We start from the raw sequence: 17,150 nt of genomic DNA, 5'->3' as shown, positions 1-17,150 counted from the left end.
CGGTGGTGTGGGTGAGGCGGCCGGCCTGGTCGAAGGCCTGGGTGAGGCGGGTGCCGTCGGGGTAACCGCCCGGCCGCCCTCCGCGGCTCCCGTCCGTCAGGTGAACGGGATCCGCAGCACGGAGGCGCTGCCCTGGCCCTGGGTGGCGCCGACCCGCAGCTGCGCCGGAGCGTTGCCGATGGCGGGCCAGACCTCCACCCGGACGGTGCCGTGGTCGAGGGTGCCGAGCGTGCCGGTCGCGGCGGCGAGCCCGGCCGTGGCGCCCGAGTAGCGTTCCCAGCCGGCCACCGGGTCGGTCGCGAAGTAGCGGTAGGTCTCGACGCGCTCGAAGGTGCCGTCGCCGGTCAGGTCGTAGGAGATCCTGACCTGCTGGCCGAGGCCGACGGCGGAGCCCGCGTCCAGGTACAGGTCGAAGTCGGTCGCCGCGCCGGGCTTCGGGGTGCCGTTCAGGTTGCGCACCTCGTAGACCTTGGCCCGGTACGGCGTGCCGTCGTGGTTGCCGCCGTCGGCGGACGGCAGTTGGTCCGCGGTGGCGCCGCTGCCGTAGGCGGTGGTGAGGACGCCGCCGGGCTGGAGGTGGAAGGTGCTGCCGGTGGTCGGCGGCACCGACGGCGATGAGGAGGGCGACGGCGACGGGGAGGTGGACTGCGACGGGGACGGCGAGGGCGACGGCGAGGGGGATCCGGTCGGGCCGCCGGTGCCACCGTCGGGGGTGGTGCCGCGTTCGCTCGCCGTGGAGCGGGCCGGCACGGTGAGGGTGTAGCCGTCGGAGAAGCGGACGGTGCGCGCCGCGGTGGTGTAGTTGTGCGCCACGTGGGTGCGGGTGGCGCCGTTGGCGAAGACGGCCGCGGTCGGCGTGTCGGCGGTGGTGGTGGGGTCGAGCGTGCCGAGCGTCGCGAGGTTGTAGATCCAGTGGTAGGTGTGGGCCCTGGACTCGCCCTCCTCCGGGGTGTAACCGGCGTTGCCGGCGTCCCAGGCGGCCTTGGCGGCGGCCGGGTCGGCGAGCGCCTGGAACTCCCAGAGCAGGTCGCGCCAGTCGGTGAACACGCCGCCGTTGCCGGCCTTGAGCTCGGCCAGGTTGGCCCGGATCTCGTCCTGGCGGCGCCCGAGGTAGAGCGAACCGCCGGTGACGGGCAGCACGTTGATGCCGTGGATCATGCCGGGGGCGGCGGTCCACCAGGTGGAGTAGGCGGCGCCGCTGCCCCAGACCATGCCCACCGTGTCGTGGCCGAATGCGGCCGGGAAGTTCGCCCGGTCGGCGTCGAACCAGTACTGCTCCACCGCGTTGGCCTCGGTGGTGTAGAGGTAGATGCCCAGGTCACGCAGGGTGGTGTCGCCGGTGGCGGAGCCGTAGAGGATCAGTCCTGAGCTGAAGTCGAGCGACTCCGAGGAGGACTCCTGGTTGTTGCCGGCGGCGAAGCCGGCGTGGCCGGAGGCCCAGCTGTGGCCCGCGTAGACGTCGAAGTTGCGCAGCAGCGGGAAGCGGGTGTCGGTGCGGTCGGCGTTGGCGGCGTCCTTGGCGAGCAGCTTGACCATTCCGCCCCACGCGCTGTCGGCGGCCCAGGCGGAGTCGTAGCGGGCGACGGTGGCGGCGGCCTGGACGAAGTAGCCGTAGTGGAAGTGGTGGTCGTTGAGTTCGGCGTCGGTGCCGTAGGAGGCGGGGTAGCCGATCAGGGTCTTCCAGACCGCGTCGTAGGAGAAGCCGGGTGAGCCGGTGCCCCGGAACCAGGTCTGCAGCTTGCCCTTGATCAGGCCGAGCAGCTTGTCCCGGGCCGCGGTGTCGCCCAACTGGTCGGCGATCGGGACGAGTTGGGCGAGCCTGCCGAGCGCCTTGCCGGTCCAGTAGGTGTCGGTGGCACCGGCGAACGGGTCGGCGGCGTCGGCCTCCTGCCGGACCAGGGCGCCCAGCGCGGCACGGTCGTAGGCACCGGTGTCCGGCAGCGACGGCAGCACGCCGCCCACGCTCTGCACGGTGGTGAAGCCGCTGCCCTCGCGGACCTTCATCGGCCCGCGCGGCGAGACGTAGCCGAGGCCGGTCAGCGGGTCGGTGGCGGCCTGCCACTGGTGCGGGTAGAGGGCGAGCAGGGTGCCCGTGCGGGTGCCCTCCTGCGGGGCGGTGGTGACGGTGTAGCTGGTGGTGAGGGTGGCGGCGGCGGCCTGGTAGCTCCAGTCGGCGCGGGTGCCGGTGACGAAGCTGTACGCGTAGCCGCGGTAGAGGTCCAGGTCGGCGGGGGTGGGCAGGACGGCGACCGAGTAGTAGTCCTTGGACCCGAGAGCCGCGCTCAGGGTGGTGCCGTTGACGCTCCAGCTGGTGCCGGTGGGCGCGAACAGGCCGTAGTGGTGGCCGGCCACCGTGATGCCGAGGACGTTGCCCTGGCTGGCGAAGACGGTCGGGGTCCCGGCCGTGGTGACCTGCGCCGCGCCGCCGGTGGCGTGGGCGTAGACGTACGGCAGTCCGTGGCCGATGGTGGCGCTGAAGGTGTGCGCGCCGTCCGCCCAGTACGGGGTGACGGTCCAGTCGCTCCAGCCGTCGACCTTGGTGTCCGGGGAGTCGAGGCCGGCCACGCCCAGGGTGAGGTCCCGGGTGTGGGTGTAGTCGTACTGGCGGCCGTCGGGGGTGATGGTCGGGGTGGTGGGGTAGCCGACCTCCAGGCCGGCCGCCACCGCCTTGTAGGTGAGCGGGTGGCCGTACATGTTCTCCGAGTACGGGTTGCCCGCGTAGCGCTGGTAGACCAGCGAGGACCACCAGTCGTTGGTCGGGACGGCCTGGCCGGCCATCCGGGCGGTGACCTTGGGGGTGACGGGCGCGCCGTCGGAGTTGGCGGGGCCGGCCGTGCCGGCCGGCCGGCTGTCGCTGTAGCCGCCGAGGCCGACCGGGACGGTCGCGGCGGCGGCGCTGCCTGCGCCGACGGTCGAGGCCAGCGCGGCCGCGGCGGCGAGGGCGAGCGCCACGACGGCGGCTGCCGGGCGGCGCGCGGATCTGAGCTTCATGGGTCCACCTCGGGTGGGGGGCGGTGGGTGAGAGCGCTCTCAGCGGTGGGGACGCTAGAGCCGCCGCAAGGCACTGTCAACGCTCCTGACCGGACTGCCGCCTCCAAGGCGTGAATGCGCCACACCGCCAACCCCCAATATTACGTTCAGGTTTCGGAGGCTTGACGGGCCGGTCCGCCGCCGGGCACTCTCCTGGCACCACCTGAGAGCGCTCTCAGCATCTCTCGGCATCCTCTCCCGCACCGCCGCTCCGGCACCTCGCCACCCACGACCTGCTGCGCCAGGAGGCACCCCCATGCGCCCGTTCAGAGTCCGTAACACCGCCGCCGCCCTCGGATCCACCGCGCTCGCCGCCACCCTGCTGCTCACCGGCTGCGGCTCCGGCGGCTCGGGCTCCGCGGACGCGGCCGGCGGCAAGGTCACCCTCACGGTGGATCTCTTCGGCACCTTCGGGTTCAAGGAGAGCGGCCTCTACGACGAGTACATGAAGCTGCACCCGGAGATCACCGTCAAGCAGACCGACACCCAGGACGAGGCCCAGTACTGGCAGGCGCTGCAGACCAAGCTGGCCGGCGGCGGCGGACTGGCCGACGTCCAGGGCCTGGAGGTCGGCCGGGTGGCCAGCGTGGTGCAGAAGCAGGCCGACAAGTTCACCGATCTGAAGACCCTCGGGCTCGGCGGCGTCAACGACGACCTGGTGCCGTGGAAGGGCGCCGCCGTGAAGACCGCCGACGGCCGGGTGCTGGGCGCCGGCACCGACATCGGCCCGGAGGCGATCTGCTACCGCACCGACCTGTTCAAGGCCGCCGGGCTGCCCACCGACCGCACCGAGCTGGCCGCCCGGTGGTCCACCTGGCAGGGCTACCTGGACCTGGGCAAGCAGTACGCCGCCAAGGCGGAGGCCGGCAACGCCTGGACCGACAGCGCGGCCGGGATGTTCACCGCCGAGGTCGGCCAGCAGAAGATCCGGTACGCGGACGAGAGCGGCAAGCCGGTCCACGACAGCAGCCCCGCGGTGAAGACCGCCTGGGCGGACGCCACCCGGCTGGTCGCGGACGGGCTGTCCGCCAAGCTGCCGCAGTGGACCCCGGAGTGGAACAAGGCCTTCACCACCGGCAAGTTCGCCACCCTGAGCTGCCCGGCCTGGATGATCGGCTACATCAAGGGCCAGGCCGCGGACGCCGGTTCCGGCAAGTGGGACATCGCGCCCGGCCCCGGGAAGACCGGCAACTGGGGCGGCTCGTACCTGACCGTGCCGAAGACCGCCAAGCACCCCAAGGAGGCGGCCGAGCTGATCAAGTGGCTGACCGCCAAGGAGCAGCAGGCCAAGCTCTTCACCAAGCAGGGTTCCTTCCCGTCCAGCACCGGCGCGCAGGCCGCCATCAAGGACACCACCGACCCGTACTTCAACAACGCGCCGATCGGCCTGATCTTCAGCGAGTCCGCGGCCAACATGCCCGCTCAGGTGCTCGGCACCGACGACGGCGTGATCACCAAGGCGTTCACCGACGCGCTCGGCGAGGTGGAGCGCACCGCGACCGCGCCGCAGACCGCCTGGCAGCACGCCCTGGACAACATCAAGAAGGCCAACGGCAGCTGACGTCAGGCCGGTTCACCGCTCCCGGCCGGGTCCCCGACACCGGACCCGGCCGGAGCCCCGTCGAAGGACCCCATCCCATGGCCGTCTCCACCTCCGCCAGGCTGCCCGCCGCGGCCACCGTCCCCCGGCGCCGCCGGACCGGGCGGCTGGCCCCGTACGGCTTCGTCGCGCCGTTCTTCACCCTGTTCGCCGCCTTCGGACTGTTCCCGCTGCTCTACACCGCCTACGTCTCGCTGCACCGGGTCGAGCTGCAGACCGCCGACCGGATGGACTGGCTCGGGCTGCAGAACTACACCCGGCTGCTCGAGGACCCGTTCTTCTGGAACGCGCTGCGCAACACCTTCACCATCGGCGTGCTGTCCACCGTGCCGCAGCTGCTGATGGCGCTGGGCCTGGCGCACCTGCTGAACTACCGGCTGCGCGGGCGGACCTTCTTCCGGGTCGCGATGCTGATGCCGTACGCGACCTCGGTGGCCGCCGCCACCCTGGTCTTCGCCCAGCTGTTCGGGCGCGACTACGGGCTGATCAACTGGCTGCTGGGCAGCGCCGGGCTGGGCCCGGTCGACTGGCAGGCCTCCACCTGGGCCTCGCAGCTCGGTGTCTCGGCGATCGTCACCTGGCGCTGGACGGGCTACAACGCGCTGATCTACCTGGCCGGCATGCAGGCCGTCCCCGGCGAGCTGTACGAGTCGGCGGCCGTCGACGGCGCCTCCCGCTGGCAGCAGTTCCGGCACATCACGGTGCCCGGCCTGCGGCCGACCATCGTCTTCACGGTGGTGGTCTCCACCATCGGCGCCACCCAGCTGTTCGGCGAGCCGCTGCTGTACGAGGGCAACGCGGGCGGCGGCATCTCGCACCAGTACCAGACCCTCGGCCTGTACCTGTACGAGCAGGGCTGGTCCTTCTTCCACCTGGGCCGGGCCGCGGCCGTGGCCTGGGTGATGTTCCTGCTGATCGTGGTACTGGCCCTGGTCAACGCGGCCGTCGCCGCCCGGCGCAACCGTACGGACCGGTGATCGTGATGAGGCTCGCCAGGCGTTCCCCGCTCCGGGGCGGCCCACTCGCGTACGGGGTGCTGGCCGTCGCCACCCTGCTGGCGGTGTTCCCGTTCTACTGGACGCTGGTCGCGGCCAGCCGCTCCAACGCCGAACTCAGCGCCCCGACCCCGGCGTTGACCCCCGGCCCCAACCTGTTCCACAACATCGGCGAGGCGCTGGCGCAGGCCGACATCGGCGGCGCCCTGTTCAACTCGCTGGTGGTGTCCTCGGCGGTGACCGCGGGCGTGGTGCTCTCCTCCACCCTGGCCGGGTTCGCCTTCGCCAAGCTGCGCTTCCGCGGACGGGGGCTGCTGCTGGCGCTGACCGTGGGCACCATGATGATCCCGCCGCAGCTCGGGGTGATCCCGCTGTTCATGGTGATCGTCCGGCTGGACCTGCAGAACAAGCTGCCGGCGGTGATCCTGCCCTCGCTGGTCTCCGCGTTCGGGATCTTCTTCATGCGGCAGTTCCTGCTCCAGGCGCTGCCGGACGAGCTGATCGAGGCCGGCCGGATGGACGGCGCCTCGGCGCTGCGGATCTTCGTGTCGATCGTGCTGCCGGTGGCCCGTCCCGGGATGGCCGTGCTCGCCATGCTGACCTTCATGGCCACCTGGAACGACTTCTTCTGGCCGATCGTCGCACTCAGCTCGCAGAACCCCACGGTGCAGGTCGCCCTCAAGTCGCTCGGCCAGGGCTACGTGCCCGACCAGTCGATCGTGATGGCCGGCACCCTGCTCGGCACCCTGCCCGTCCTGGTGGTCTTCGCACTGCTCGGCCGCCAGATCGTCGGCGGCATCATGCAGGGAGCCGTCAAGGGATGAACCCCCGACCCACACCCCTGGAAGGTGAGATGACCGTCGACGCACTGCCCTCCCCGGTCCGCGCCGGCGGCTTCCCGGCCGGCTTCGTCTGGGGCGCGGCCACCGCCGCGTACCAGATCGAGGGCGCGGCCGCCCTGGACGGCCGGACCCCGTCCGTCTGGGACACCTTCAGCCGGACCGCCGGCAAGGTCCGCAACGGCGACACCGGAGACATCGCCGCCGACCACTACCACCGGTACCGCGAGGACGTCGCGCTGATGGCCCAACTGGGCCTGGGCGCCTACCGGTTCTCGCTCGCCTGGCCGCGGATCCGCCCCGGCGGCCGCGGCCCGGCCAACCGGGCCGGCCTGGACTTCTACGACCGCCTGGTGGACGAGCTGCTGGCCCACGGCATCGCCCCGGTCGCCACCCTCTACCACTGGGACCTCCCCCAGGAGCTGGAGGACGACGGCGGCTGGACCAACCGCGACACCGCGTACCGATTCGCCGAGTACGCCGCCCTCGCCGCCGAGCGGCTCGGCGACCGGATCGCCACCTGGACCACCCTCAACGAACCCTGGTGCAGCGCCTTCCTCGGCTACGGCTCCGGGGTGCACGCCCCCGGCCGGACCGACCCGGTGGCGGCCCTGACCGCCCACCACCACCTGCTGCTGGCGCACGGCCTGGGCACCGCCGCGCTGCGGGACGCGCTGCCCGCCGGCGCCGAGGTCTCGCTCACCCTCAACCTGGCCGCGGTGCGGCCGCTCACCACCGGCCCGGCCGACCTGGACGCGGCCCGCCGGATCGACGGCCTGGCCAACCGGATCTTCCTCGACCCGGTGTTCCACGGGCGCTACCCCGCCGACGTGCTCGCCGACACCGCGCACCTGACCGACTGGTCCTTCGTCCGGGCCGGCGACCTGGCCGAGATCTCCCGTCCGATCGACTCGCTGGGCATCAACTACTACACCCCGACCGTGGTCGCCGCCGACGACCCCGCCGACCCGGCACCCCGCCAGGACGGCCACGCCGGTGAGCTGTCACCGTGGCTGGCCGACGAGGGCGTGCGCTTCCTGCCCGCCGAGGGCAGCCGCACCGCGATGGGCTGGCCGGTCGACGCGGACGGCCTGTACGAGCTGCTCACCCGGCTGCGCGACGACCTGCCGGGTCTGCCGCTGCTGGTCACCGAGAACGGCGCCGCCTACGAGGACTACACCGACCCGAGCGGCGCGGTGCACGACCCCGAGCGGGTCGCCTACCTGCACGGGCACCTGGCGGCGGTGCGCCGGGCGGTGGCGGACGGCGCGCCGGTGCGCGGGTACTTCCTGTGGTCGCTGCTGGACAACTTCGAGTGGGCGTACGGCTACAGCAAGCGGTTCGGCATCGTGCACGTGGATTTCGCCAGCCAGCGGCGCACCCCCAAGGACAGCGCCCGCTGGTACGCGGAGGTGATCCGCACCGGCGACCTGCCGCACTGACCGGCCCCGCCCGCAACGGCCGCGGGGCCGCCCCGAGCCCTTCACGGCCGGGGCGGCCCCGCGGTGCGGTGGTTCAGCGGTGCCTGGTCGGGCTGTTCGGCCCGCGCATCGACTTGGTGATGGTCTTCCACTTCTGCAGCTGCTCCTTGCGCAGCCGCGCGTCGGTGCGCGAGGCGATCCAGGCGCTCTCGCGCTGGAGCTTGCGGTAGCTCTCCATCCGGCGGTACGGCAGGGTGCCGTCCTCCAGCGCGGCCAGCACCGCACAGCCCGGCTCGCTGTGGTGGCCGCAGTCGTCGAAGCGGCACCGTGCGGCGAGTTCCTCGATCTCGGCGAAGGCCTGGCCGAGGCCCTCGCCGCCGTACAGGCCGACCTCCCGCAGGCCAGGGGTGTCGATGACCAGGCCGCCGCCGGGCAGCGGGACCAGCTCGCGGGTGGTGGTGGTGTGCCGGCCCTTGCCGTCGCTGTCGCGGGTCTGCTGGACGGTCATCACGTCCCGGCCCGCGAGGGCGTTGGTGAGGGTGGACTTGCCGGCGCCGGACTGCCCGATCAGGGCGCTGGAGCCGGGCGCGCAGGCCCGCAGCACGTCGATGTTCTCCCCGGTCTCCGCGCTGACCGCGAGGACGGGGACGCCGGGGGCGATGCCCTCGACGTCGGCCCGGATGTGGTCGGCGTCGTCGACCAGGTCGCACTTGGTGAGGACCACCACCGGCTCCGCGCCGGACTCCCAGGCCAGGGCCAGGAAGCGTTCGATCCGGCCGAGGTCGGGGTCGAGCGCCAGCGACACCGCGATCAGCACGGTGTCGATGTTGGCGGCCAGCACCTGGCCGTCGGAGCGGCCGCCGGACGCCTTGCGGACGATCGCGGTGGAGCGCGTCAGCAGGGCGGCGACGGTGGGCAGCGGGGTGGCGGCGAGGTCGACCGCAGCCCAGTCGCCGGTGCACGGGCTGTCCACCGGGTCGGGACCGGCGACCGGCCGGGTGTCGGCGCGGACGGTGCGCAGTTCGCCGGTGTCGGGATCGGCCAGCAGGACGTCGCAGCGTCCGCGGTCGACCCGGGCGATCCGCGCGGGGGTGAGGCCCCCCTCGGCGAGGGGGGCGAATTCGGCGGCCCTGCTCTCGTCCCAGCCGAAGCCGGAGAGCGGGTGGGCAGCGTTGGGGAGGTTCAACTGGGGGACCCTTCGAGGGTGCGGCCCCGGCTGCGCGCACGGCGCGTCGGCGCACCGGTGGTGCGCGGTGGAACACAGGGATCGGAGTCAGCCGGAGACCACGGGGGTGGGAACAGTGGGCTTCTGGGCGCGCAGGGCGCTCACCGCAACGACTGCCATCACGGTCCTCACCTCCTGGTTCGTACGACGGCTGAACGGAGCCCCGTACGGGGCCCGGTCCGGACGTCCCCGACGCTAGCCCACCGGCCCGGTGGGTCACCACCGGTTTTCCGGCGGCGGCTACCGGCCGTCCCAGGAGCCCGGGAAGGGGGCTTCGGGAGGGTGCTGCGGCCAGTCGGGCCGATCGCTGTCGGGCGGCGGCGGGGGCACCCGGCGGGGGCCGGAGCCGCCGAGCCGGCCGCGGAGGTTGTGCGGCGGCAGGACCGCGGCCCACCGCTCGGGGTACTCGGATGGCGGCAGGCCGTCGTCGTCGTCCTCGTCGAGCTCCTCGTCGACGCCGTCGCCGAGGCCCAGTTCGCGGGCGCGTTCGGCACGTTCGGCGGCGCGCCGGGCGGCCACCTCGCGGACCAGGGTGGCGGCCGCCTCCTCGCTGGCGCGCTCGTTCTCGGCGCGGGCGTCGGCGGTCTGCACGGTGGGCCAGCGGCGGTCCAGGGCGGCGTTCATGGCCGCGCCGATCAGGACGGCGAGGGCGACCACGCCGATCCACAGCAGGACGGCGACGGGGGCGGCCAGCGAGCCGTACACCGAGGGGCCGTCGGCCGAACTGCCCTCGATCGAGCTGACCAGGTAGAGCCGCAGCAGCACGCTGCAGACGACCAGCACCACCAGGGCCACCAGGGCGCCCGGGATGTCCTCCCGCCACGGCGTGCTGACCGGCACCGCCACGTGGTAGAGGGTGGTCAGGAAGACGATCAGCAGCAGGATCATGGCGGGCCAGTAGAGCGCGTTGACCAGGGCCGCCGAGTCCGGCACGGCGTTGATCACCAGGCCGGGTCCGGCCACCAGCAGCGGGAGCACCAGGGAGCCGATCGCCAGGGCGCCGAGGTAGAGGCCGAGGGACATCAGGCGGGTCTTGACGATGCCGCGCTTGCCGTCCAGGCCGTACATCACGGTGATGGTGTCGATGAAGATGTAGAGCGCCCGCGAGCCGGACCACAGCGACAGCAGGAAGCCGATCGAGATCAGGTCGGGGCGGCCACTGTCGAAGACCTTGCTGAGGAGGGGCTGGACGATCTGCTCGACCGAGCTCTGTGAGAGCACCGTCCCAGTGGCTGAGACGATGTCGTCCTTCAGCTTGTCGATGGTGCCGGCGCCCAGGATGTCGTCCAGGTAGCCGAGGGTGCCGGCGAGGCACAGCAGCAGCGGCGGGATGGAGAGCAGGGTGAAGAACGCCGCCTCCGCGGCGAGTCCGGTGACCCGGTACTCGACGCAGGTGTTGGTGGTGTCCTTGACCAGCCCCCAGATGGTCCGGCGCCAGGTGTTCTGCTTCGCCGCACGTCGGCGGCCGCCCCGGCGTCGGGCCGGGCGCTCGGCGGACTGGCCGGGGGTGTCCTGCGAGGTGTTGCCTGCTGCTTGCACGCCCCCTACGGTATCGGCCCGCGCCCCCCTGCCGATGATGCCCACCGGGGTGCCGCCGCGGCCGTCCCGCGGGCGGTCGGCGGGCCGGGGCCGCGACTGCGGCGGCACGGGTCCGCCGGGCGGGCGGACCGGCCGCACCCGGCCGGGCATCTCAGCCTCCGAAACCATTGCGTCCAGAATGCGGACGATGGTGGACCGGGGGTCGTGCGCCATGCGAATCTCTTGCCATGCCGAGCGCCGGAACCACCCTAGTAGGTCGACTCCACGTCGATCTCCTTCGCGTGTCCAGCGCCATCTGTCCGGTGACCTGAGCCCCACCCCGCTGCCACCACCGCACCCGGCGCACCCCTCCGCCATCCCGCTCAGCGGATGCGCGGGCGCCCTCGGGCACCAGGTCACCGCTCATCGACTTCCTGCCGTCTCCCCGTCGAGAACGCGCAGGTGGGAGCGGGCCGCGCCCGGGACGCCAGCGCCCCGAACCACGCCAGCCGATAGAGGACGACACCATGGCCCCCACTCCCGAACCGGTCGAGCCCCAGGTCGACAGCGCCGCCGCGCGCCGTCCCGCCGCCGCCCGCAAGGTGACCCGCCACCGCGGCGAGGGCCAGTGGGGCATGGGGCACTTCACCCCGCTCAACCCGAACGAGCAGTTCAAGAAGGACGACGACGGTCTCAACGTGCGGACACGCATTGAGACGATCTACGCCCAGCGCGGCTTCGACTCGATCGACCCGGCCGACCTGCGCGGCCGGATGCGCTGGTGGGGGCTGTACACCCAGCGCAAGGAGGGCATCGACGGCGGCAAGACCGCGATCCTCGAGCCGCACGAGCTGGACGCCGAGTACTTCATGCTCCGGGTCCGGATCGACGGCGGCCGCCTGACGGTGGCCCAGCTCAAGGCCATCGCCGAGGTCTCCCAGCAGTACGGCCGCAACACCGCCGACCTGACCGACCGGCAGAACGTCCAGTACCACTGGATCCGGATCGAGGACATGCCCGCGATCTGGCAGAAGCTGGAGGGCGTCGGCCTGTCCACCACCGAGGCCTGCGGCGACACCCCGCGCGTCATCCTCGGCTCCCCGGTCGCCGGCATCGCCGAGGACGAGATCATCGACGGCACCCCCGCCATCGACGAGATCCAGCGCCGCTTCATCGGCAACCCGGACTTCTCCAACCTGCCGCGCAAGTTCAAGTCGGCGGTCTCCGGCTCGCCGCTGCTGGACGTCGCCCACGAGATCAACGACATCGCCTTCGTCGGCGTGGTCCACCCCGAGCACGGCCCCGGCTTCGACCTGTGGGTCGGCGGCGGCCTGTCCACCAACCCCAAGCTCGGCGTCCGGCTGGGCGCCTGGGTCCCGCTGGAGGAGGTCGCGGACGTCTACGGCGGCGTCATCGGCATCTTCCGCGACTACGGCTACCGCCGGCTGCGCAACCGCGCCCGGCTCAAGTTCCTGGTCGCCGACTGGGGCGTGGAGAAGTTCCGCCAGGTGCTGCAGGACGAGTACCTCAAGTACGACCTGATCGACGGCCCCGCGCCGAAGGAGCCCAGCGGCACCTGGCGCGACCACGTCGGCGTGCACCGCCAGAAGGACGGGAAGTTCTACGTCGGCTTCGCGCCGCGGGTCGGCCGGGTCGACGGCGAACTGCTCGGCAAGGTCGCCGACCTGGCCGCCGCCCACGGCAGCGACCGCCTGCGCACCACCGCCGAGCAGAAGATGCTGGTCCTGGACATCGCCGAGGACCGGGTCGACTCGCTGGTGGCCGGACTGGAGGCGCTGGACCTGCGGGTCACCCCGTCCCCGTTCCGCCGCGGCACGATGGCCTGCACCGGCATCGAGTACTGCAAGCTCGCCATCGTCGAGACCAAGGAGCGCGGCCGCACCCTGATCGACGAGCTGGAGCGCCGCCTGCCGGAGTTCGGCGAGCCGCTGACCATCAACATCAACGGCTGCCCGAACGCCTGCGCCCGCATCCAGGTCGCGGACATCGGTCTCAAGGGCCAGCTGGTCACCGACGAGAACGGCGACCAGGTCGAGGGCTACCAGGTGCACCTCGGCGGCGCGCTGGGCCTGGAGGCCGGCTTCGGCCGCAAGGTCCGCGGCCTCAAGGTCACCAAGGACGGCCTGCCGGACTACGTCGAGCGCGTGCTGACCCGCTTCCAGGCGGAGCGCAAGGAGGGCGAGCGGTTCGCCCAGTGGACCGCCCGGGCCGACGAGGAGGCGCTGTCATGAGTGAACGTGCCGCACCGTTCTTCTGCCCCTACTGCGGGGACGAGGACCTGCGCCCGTCCGAGGCCGGACACGGCGCCTGGGAGTGCCACGCCTGCCGCCGGGCGTTCCAGCTGAAGTTCCTCGGCCTGCTGTCACCGTCGAACGGGGGGAATCGGGATGAGCACCGCGACTGATCTGGAGGCGCTGGCCACCGCGGCCGGCCGCGACCTGGAGGAGGCGTCCGCCCAGGACGTGCTGCGCTGGGCCGCCGAGAACTTCGGCAAGCGGTTCTGCGTCACCTCCTCGATGGAGGACGCCGTGGTCGCCCACCTCGCCTCCTCGGTCCTCCCCGGCGTGGACGTGGTGTTCCTGGACACCGGCTACCACTTCGCCGAGACCATCGGCACCCGGGACGCGGTGGCCGCGGTGATGCCGGTCAACGTCATCACCCTCACCCCGAAGCTGACCGTCGCCGAGCAGGACGCCGAGTACGGGCCGAACCTGCACGACCGGGACCCGGACCTGTGCTGCTCGCTGCGCAAGGTCGAGCCGCTCAACCGCGGTCTCGGCGGCTACGACGCCTGGGCGACGGGCCTGCGCCGCGACGAGTCCCCCAGCCGGGCGAACACCCCGGTGGTCGCCTGGGACCCCAAGCGCCGCAAGGTGAAGATCGCCCCGATCGCCCGCTGGACCCAGGACGACGTGGACGCCTACGTGGCCGCCAACGGCGTGCTGCTCAACCCGCTGCTGTGGGAGGGCTACACCTCGATCGGCTGCTCGCCGCTGTCCTGCACCGCCAAGCCCGGCGAGGGCGAGCAGGGCCGGGCCGGCCGCTGGGCCGGCTCGGGCAAGACCGAGTGCGGCATCCACCTCTGAACCACCCTCACCACCTACCCACTGGAGACTCCACCGTGACGACAGCCGACACCCTGGCCGCCGGGGGCACCGCGGAGGCGGCCTCCCGGGCCGCCAACTGCGAGCGCGGCGCCACCGTGTGGCTGACCGGGCTGCCCAGCGCCGGCAAGACCACCCTCGCCTTCGCCCTGGCCGAGCGGCTGCGTGCCGAGGGCCACAAGGTCGAGGTCCTGGACGGCGACGAGATCCGCGAGTTCCTCTCCAAGGGTCTCGGCTTCACCCGCGAGGACCGGCACACCAACGTCACCCGGATCGGCTTCGTCGCCGAGAAGCTGGCGTCCAACGGTGTGAAGGTGCTGGCCCCGGTGATCGCCCCGTTCGCTGACTCCCGCGCCGCGGTGCGCGAGCGGCACGCGGCCAACGGCACCGAGTTCCTGGAGATCCACGTCGCCACCCCGGTCGAGCTCTGCTCGGAGCGCGACGTCAAGGGCCTGTACGCCAGGCAGGCCGCCGGTGAGATCTCCGGTCTCACCGGGGTGGACGACCCGTACGAGGCCCCGGCCGACCCGGAGCTCCGCATTCAGACGCACGGCCGAACGGTTGCCGAGTCCGCAGCCGATCTGCACGCCTTCCTGACCGAGAGGGGCCTCGCATGACCACCGCCGCCCAGAGCCTGGTCGCCACCGACGGCAACCCGTACGCGCTGTCGCACCTGGACGCCCTGGAGGCGGAGTCGGTGCACATCTTCCGCGAGGTGGCGGGCGAGTTCGAGCGGCCGGTGATCCTGTTCTCCGGCGGCAAGGACTCCATCGTCATGCTGCACCTGGCGCTGAAGGCCTTCGCCCCGGCGGCGATCCCCTTCTCGCTGCTGCACGTGGACACCGGCCACAACTTCCCCGAGGTCATCGCCTACCGCGACCGCACCGCCGCCCAGCACAACCTGCGGCTGTACGTCGCCTCGGTGCAGGACTTCATCGACGACGGCCGGCTGCGCGAGCGTCCGGACGGCACCCGCAACCCGCTGCAGACCGTGCCGCTGCTGGACGCCATCGACTCCCACAAGTTCGACGCCGTGTTCGGCGGCGGCCGCCGCGACGAGGAGAAGGCCCGCGCCAAGGAGCGGGTGTTCTCGCTGCGCGACGAGTTCGGCGCCTGGGACCCGCGGCGCCAGCGGCCCGAGCTGTGGTCGCTGTACAACGGCCGGCACGCGGTCGGCGAGCACGTGCGGGTCTTCCCGCTCTCCAACTGGACCGAGCTGGACGTCTGGCAGTACATCGAGCGCGAGAACATCGAGCTCCCGGAGATCTACTACGCGCACGAGCGCGACGTGTTCAAGCGCGACGGGATGTGGCTGACCGCCGGCGAGTGGGGTGGCCCCAAGGAGCACGAGACGGTCGAGAAGCGGCTGATCCGCTACCGCACCGTCGGCGACATGTCCTGCACCGGCGCCGTCGACTCCGACGCCGCCACCATCGCGGACGTCATCGCCGAGATCGCCGCCAGCCGCCTCACCGAGCGCGGCGCCACCCGGGCCGACGACAAGCTCTCCGAGGCCGCCATGGAAGACCGCAAGCGCGAGGGGTACTTCTAAGCATGAGCACCACCATCGAGACCAGCGCCACCTCGCTGCTCCGCTTCGCCACCGCCGGCTCCGTCGACGACGGCAAGTCCACCCTGGTCGGCCGGCTGCTGCACGACTCCAAGTCGGTCCTGGCGGACCAGATGGAGGCCGTCGAGCACGCCTCCCGCCGCCGCGGCCAGGAGGCGCCCGACCTGGCGCTGCTCACCGACGGCCTGCGCGCCGAACGCGAGCAGGGCATCACCATCGACGTGGCGTACCGCTACTTCGCCACCCCCCGGCGCCGGTTCATCCTCGCCGACACCCCCGGGCACGTGCAGTACACCCGGAACATGGTGACCGGCGCGTCCACCGCCGAGCTGGCCGTCGTCCTGGTCGACGCCCGCAACGGCGTGGTCGAGCAGACCCGCCGGCACGCGGCCGTCGCCGCCCTGCTGCGCGTCCCGCACGTGGTGCTCGCGGTCAACAAGATGGACCTGGTGGAGTACGCGGAGCCGGTCTTCGCCGCCATCGCCGCCGAGTTCACCGCCTACGCCGCCTCGCTGGGCGTCAAGGACGTGGTGGCGGTGCCGATCTCGGCACTGGCCGGCGACAACGTGGTCGAGCCGTCCGCCCACATGGACTGGTACGGCGGCCCGACCCTGCTGGAGCACCTGGAGACCGTCCCGGTCGGCAGCGACCCGAGCGTCGAGCCGGCCCGCTTCCCGGTCCAGTACGTCATCCGCCCGCAGAGCGAGGAGAACCCCGACTACCGCGGCTACGCGGGCCAGCTCGCCTCCGGGGTGCTGCGGGTCGGCGACACCGTCACGGTGCTGCCCTCCGGCCACACCACCACGGTCGCCGGGATCGACGCACTCGGCGCCGGGACGGACATCGCCTGGGCCCCCCAGTCGGTCACCGTCCGGCTCGCCGACGACATCGACATCTCCCGCGGCGACCTCATCGCCGCCGGACCCACCCCGGCCCCCACCAAGGACATCGTGGCCACCGTCGCCCACCTCAACGAGCACCCGCTGCGCGCCGGCGACAAGGTCCTGCTCAAGCACACCACCCGCACCGTGCGCGCACTGGTCAAGGAGATCTCCTACCGGATCGACATCGACACCCTCGAACGCCGCAGCGGCAGCGACGGGCTCGGCGTCAACGACATCGGCCACGTGGTGCTGCGCACCGCCGAGCCGCTGGCCCTCGACGACTACCGCGCCAACCGCCGGACCGGATCGTTCCTGCTGATCGACCCGGCCGACGGCACCACCCTCACCGCCGGCATGGCGGGCGAGGCCTTCGACACCGTACGCACCACCGATCCGAACGAGGAGGACTGGGTCTGATGTCCCGCGAGGCGTTCTCGGGCATGGACAAGGAAGGCGGCCGCATCGGCAGCGGCGTCCTCGGCAGCGGCCAGGGCGGCCTGACGCGATGTGGGGCCGGACAGGGGCGCTGATCCCCTGTCACCGGGCCGCCTTCCCCCAGCACGGCCGGCCCGGCCTGCCCGGCATCCCCGATGCCGACCGCACCACGACACTTCCCTGAACCGGGCGTCCCACCGACGCTCCTGCCACGAAGGACACCTCAGATGACCCTCCGTTCCGGTCTTCCGCATACCCGCAAGCGCATCGTCAGCGGCCGGATCAGACGCTCCGCCGCGGCCGCGGTCGCCTCGCTCGCCGCCCTCAGCCTGGTGACCGCGTGCAGCTACGGCTCGAAGAGCACCGACAAGGCCTCCGCCGCCCCGGCCGCCGCCTCCGGCGCGTCGGACAAGAAGCTGTCCGCCGACACCGTGAAGATCGGTTACTTCGCCAACCTGACCCACGGCACCCCGCTGGTCGGCCTGCAGGAGGGCCTGTTCCAGAAGGA

General features: G+C 72.4%; 14 protein-coding genes and 1 pseudogene. 12 read left to right on the top strand and 3 right to left on the bottom strand.

Translation table 11 applies throughout. The features are described 5' to 3' along the window. Positions 1–96: 96 nt before the first annotated feature. On the bottom strand, positions 97–2,991 hold the full coding sequence (locus tag AB0D08_RS36615; protein ID WP_359894642.1) for a glycosyl hydrolase: 2,895 nt from the start codon (positions 2,989–2,991) through the stop codon (positions 97–99). A 295-nt stretch (positions 2,992–3,286) separates the two neighbouring features. Here AB0D08_RS36615 and AB0D08_RS36610 point away from each other — a divergent pair, with 295 nt between their 5' ends. From AB0D08_RS36610 to AB0D08_RS36595, 4 genes are all read left to right on the top strand, one after another. After that, complete coding sequence (locus AB0D08_RS36610; RefSeq protein WP_033820687.1) at positions 3,287–4,591, top strand: extracellular solute-binding protein; 1,305 nt, start codon at positions 3,287–3,289, stop codon at positions 4,589–4,591. 77 nt (positions 4,592–4,668) lie between these two features. Further along, positions 4,669–5,607, top strand: coding sequence for a sugar ABC transporter permease (locus tag AB0D08_RS36605; protein WP_033820688.1), 939 nt, complete (start codon positions 4,669–4,671; stop codon positions 5,605–5,607). Positions 5,608–5,612: 5 nt separating this feature from the next. Further along, positions 5,613–6,449 carry a carbohydrate ABC transporter permease gene (locus AB0D08_RS36600; protein ID WP_359894645.1) on the top strand — a complete coding sequence of 279 codons (837 nt, stop codon included), beginning with the start codon at positions 5,613–5,615 and terminating at the stop codon, positions 6,447–6,449. Between the two features lie 29 nt (positions 6,450–6,478). Next, positions 6,479–7,906, top strand: coding sequence for a GH1 family beta-glucosidase (locus AB0D08_RS36595; RefSeq protein ID WP_359894639.1), 1,428 nt, complete (start codon positions 6,479–6,481; stop codon positions 7,904–7,906). Positions 7,907–7,979: 73 nt separating this feature from the next. Here AB0D08_RS36595 and rsgA read toward each other — a convergent pair whose 3' ends face one another. Beyond that, the gene (gene rsgA, locus AB0D08_RS36590; protein ID WP_033820690.1) at positions 7,980–9,071 is read right to left on the bottom strand and encodes a ribosome small subunit-dependent GTPase A; all 1,092 of its coding nucleotides are present in this window, start codon (positions 9,069–9,071) and stop codon (positions 7,980–7,982) included. 279 nt (positions 9,072–9,350) lie between these two features. After that, the gene (locus AB0D08_RS36585; protein ID WP_359894637.1) at positions 9,351–10,649 is read right to left on the bottom strand and encodes a YihY/virulence factor BrkB family protein; all 1,299 of its coding nucleotides are present in this window, start codon (positions 10,647–10,649) and stop codon (positions 9,351–9,353) included. Positions 10,650–10,876: 227 nt separating this feature from the next. Here AB0D08_RS36585 and AB0D08_RS36580 point away from each other — a divergent pair, with 227 nt between their 5' ends. The 8 genes and pseudogenes from AB0D08_RS36580 to AB0D08_RS36545 all read left to right on the top strand — a co-directional run. Then, entirely contained in the window at positions 10,877–10,960 is an 84-nt protein-coding gene (locus AB0D08_RS36580; RefSeq protein ID WP_310593185.1) for a putative leader peptide, read from the top strand. 195 nt (positions 10,961–11,155) lie between these two features. Beyond that, a complete protein-coding gene (locus AB0D08_RS36575) occupies positions 11,156–12,880 on the top strand; it encodes a nitrite/sulfite reductase (protein ID WP_033820691.1) in 1,725 nt (574 codons plus the stop codon). After that, entirely contained in the window at positions 12,877–13,053 is a 177-nt protein-coding gene (locus tag AB0D08_RS36570) for a hypothetical protein (RefSeq protein WP_199520336.1), read from the top strand. The genes AB0D08_RS36575 and AB0D08_RS36570 overlap by 4 nt, the downstream gene beginning before the upstream one ends. Continuing rightward, entirely contained in the window at positions 13,037–13,735 is a 699-nt protein-coding gene (locus AB0D08_RS36565; RefSeq protein WP_359894635.1) for a phosphoadenylyl-sulfate reductase, read from the top strand. The genes AB0D08_RS36570 and AB0D08_RS36565 overlap by 17 nt, the downstream gene beginning before the upstream one ends. 53 nt (positions 13,736–13,788) lie before the next feature. Beyond that, positions 13,789–14,370, top strand: coding sequence for an adenylyl-sulfate kinase (gene cysC / locus AB0D08_RS36560; RefSeq protein ID WP_359894643.1), 582 nt, complete (start codon positions 13,789–13,791; stop codon positions 14,368–14,370). Further along, a complete protein-coding gene (cysD, locus tag AB0D08_RS36555) occupies positions 14,367–15,305 on the top strand; it encodes a sulfate adenylyltransferase subunit CysD (RefSeq protein ID WP_359894633.1) in 939 nt (312 codons plus the stop codon). The genes cysC and cysD overlap by 4 nt, the downstream gene beginning before the upstream one ends. Before the next feature lie 2 nt (positions 15,306–15,307). Next, positions 15,308–16,624 carry a GTP-binding protein gene (locus AB0D08_RS36550; RefSeq protein ID WP_359894631.1) on the top strand — a complete coding sequence of 439 codons (1,317 nt, stop codon included), beginning with the start codon at positions 15,308–15,310 and terminating at the stop codon, positions 16,622–16,624. A 245-nt stretch (positions 16,625–16,869) separates the two neighbouring features. Next, positions 16,870–17,150: pseudogene (locus AB0D08_RS36545) on the top strand (sulfate ABC transporter substrate-binding protein); the annotation flags it as partial.

The organism is Kitasatospora sp. NPDC048540 (genome assembly GCF_040651175.1).
In the GTDB taxonomy this organism is placed as follows: domain Bacteria; phylum Actinomycetota; class Actinomycetes; order Streptomycetales; family Streptomycetaceae; genus Kitasatospora.
Note: the sequence above shows the minus strand (reverse complement) of the source record. Positions and strands in the feature narration are given on the sequence as shown.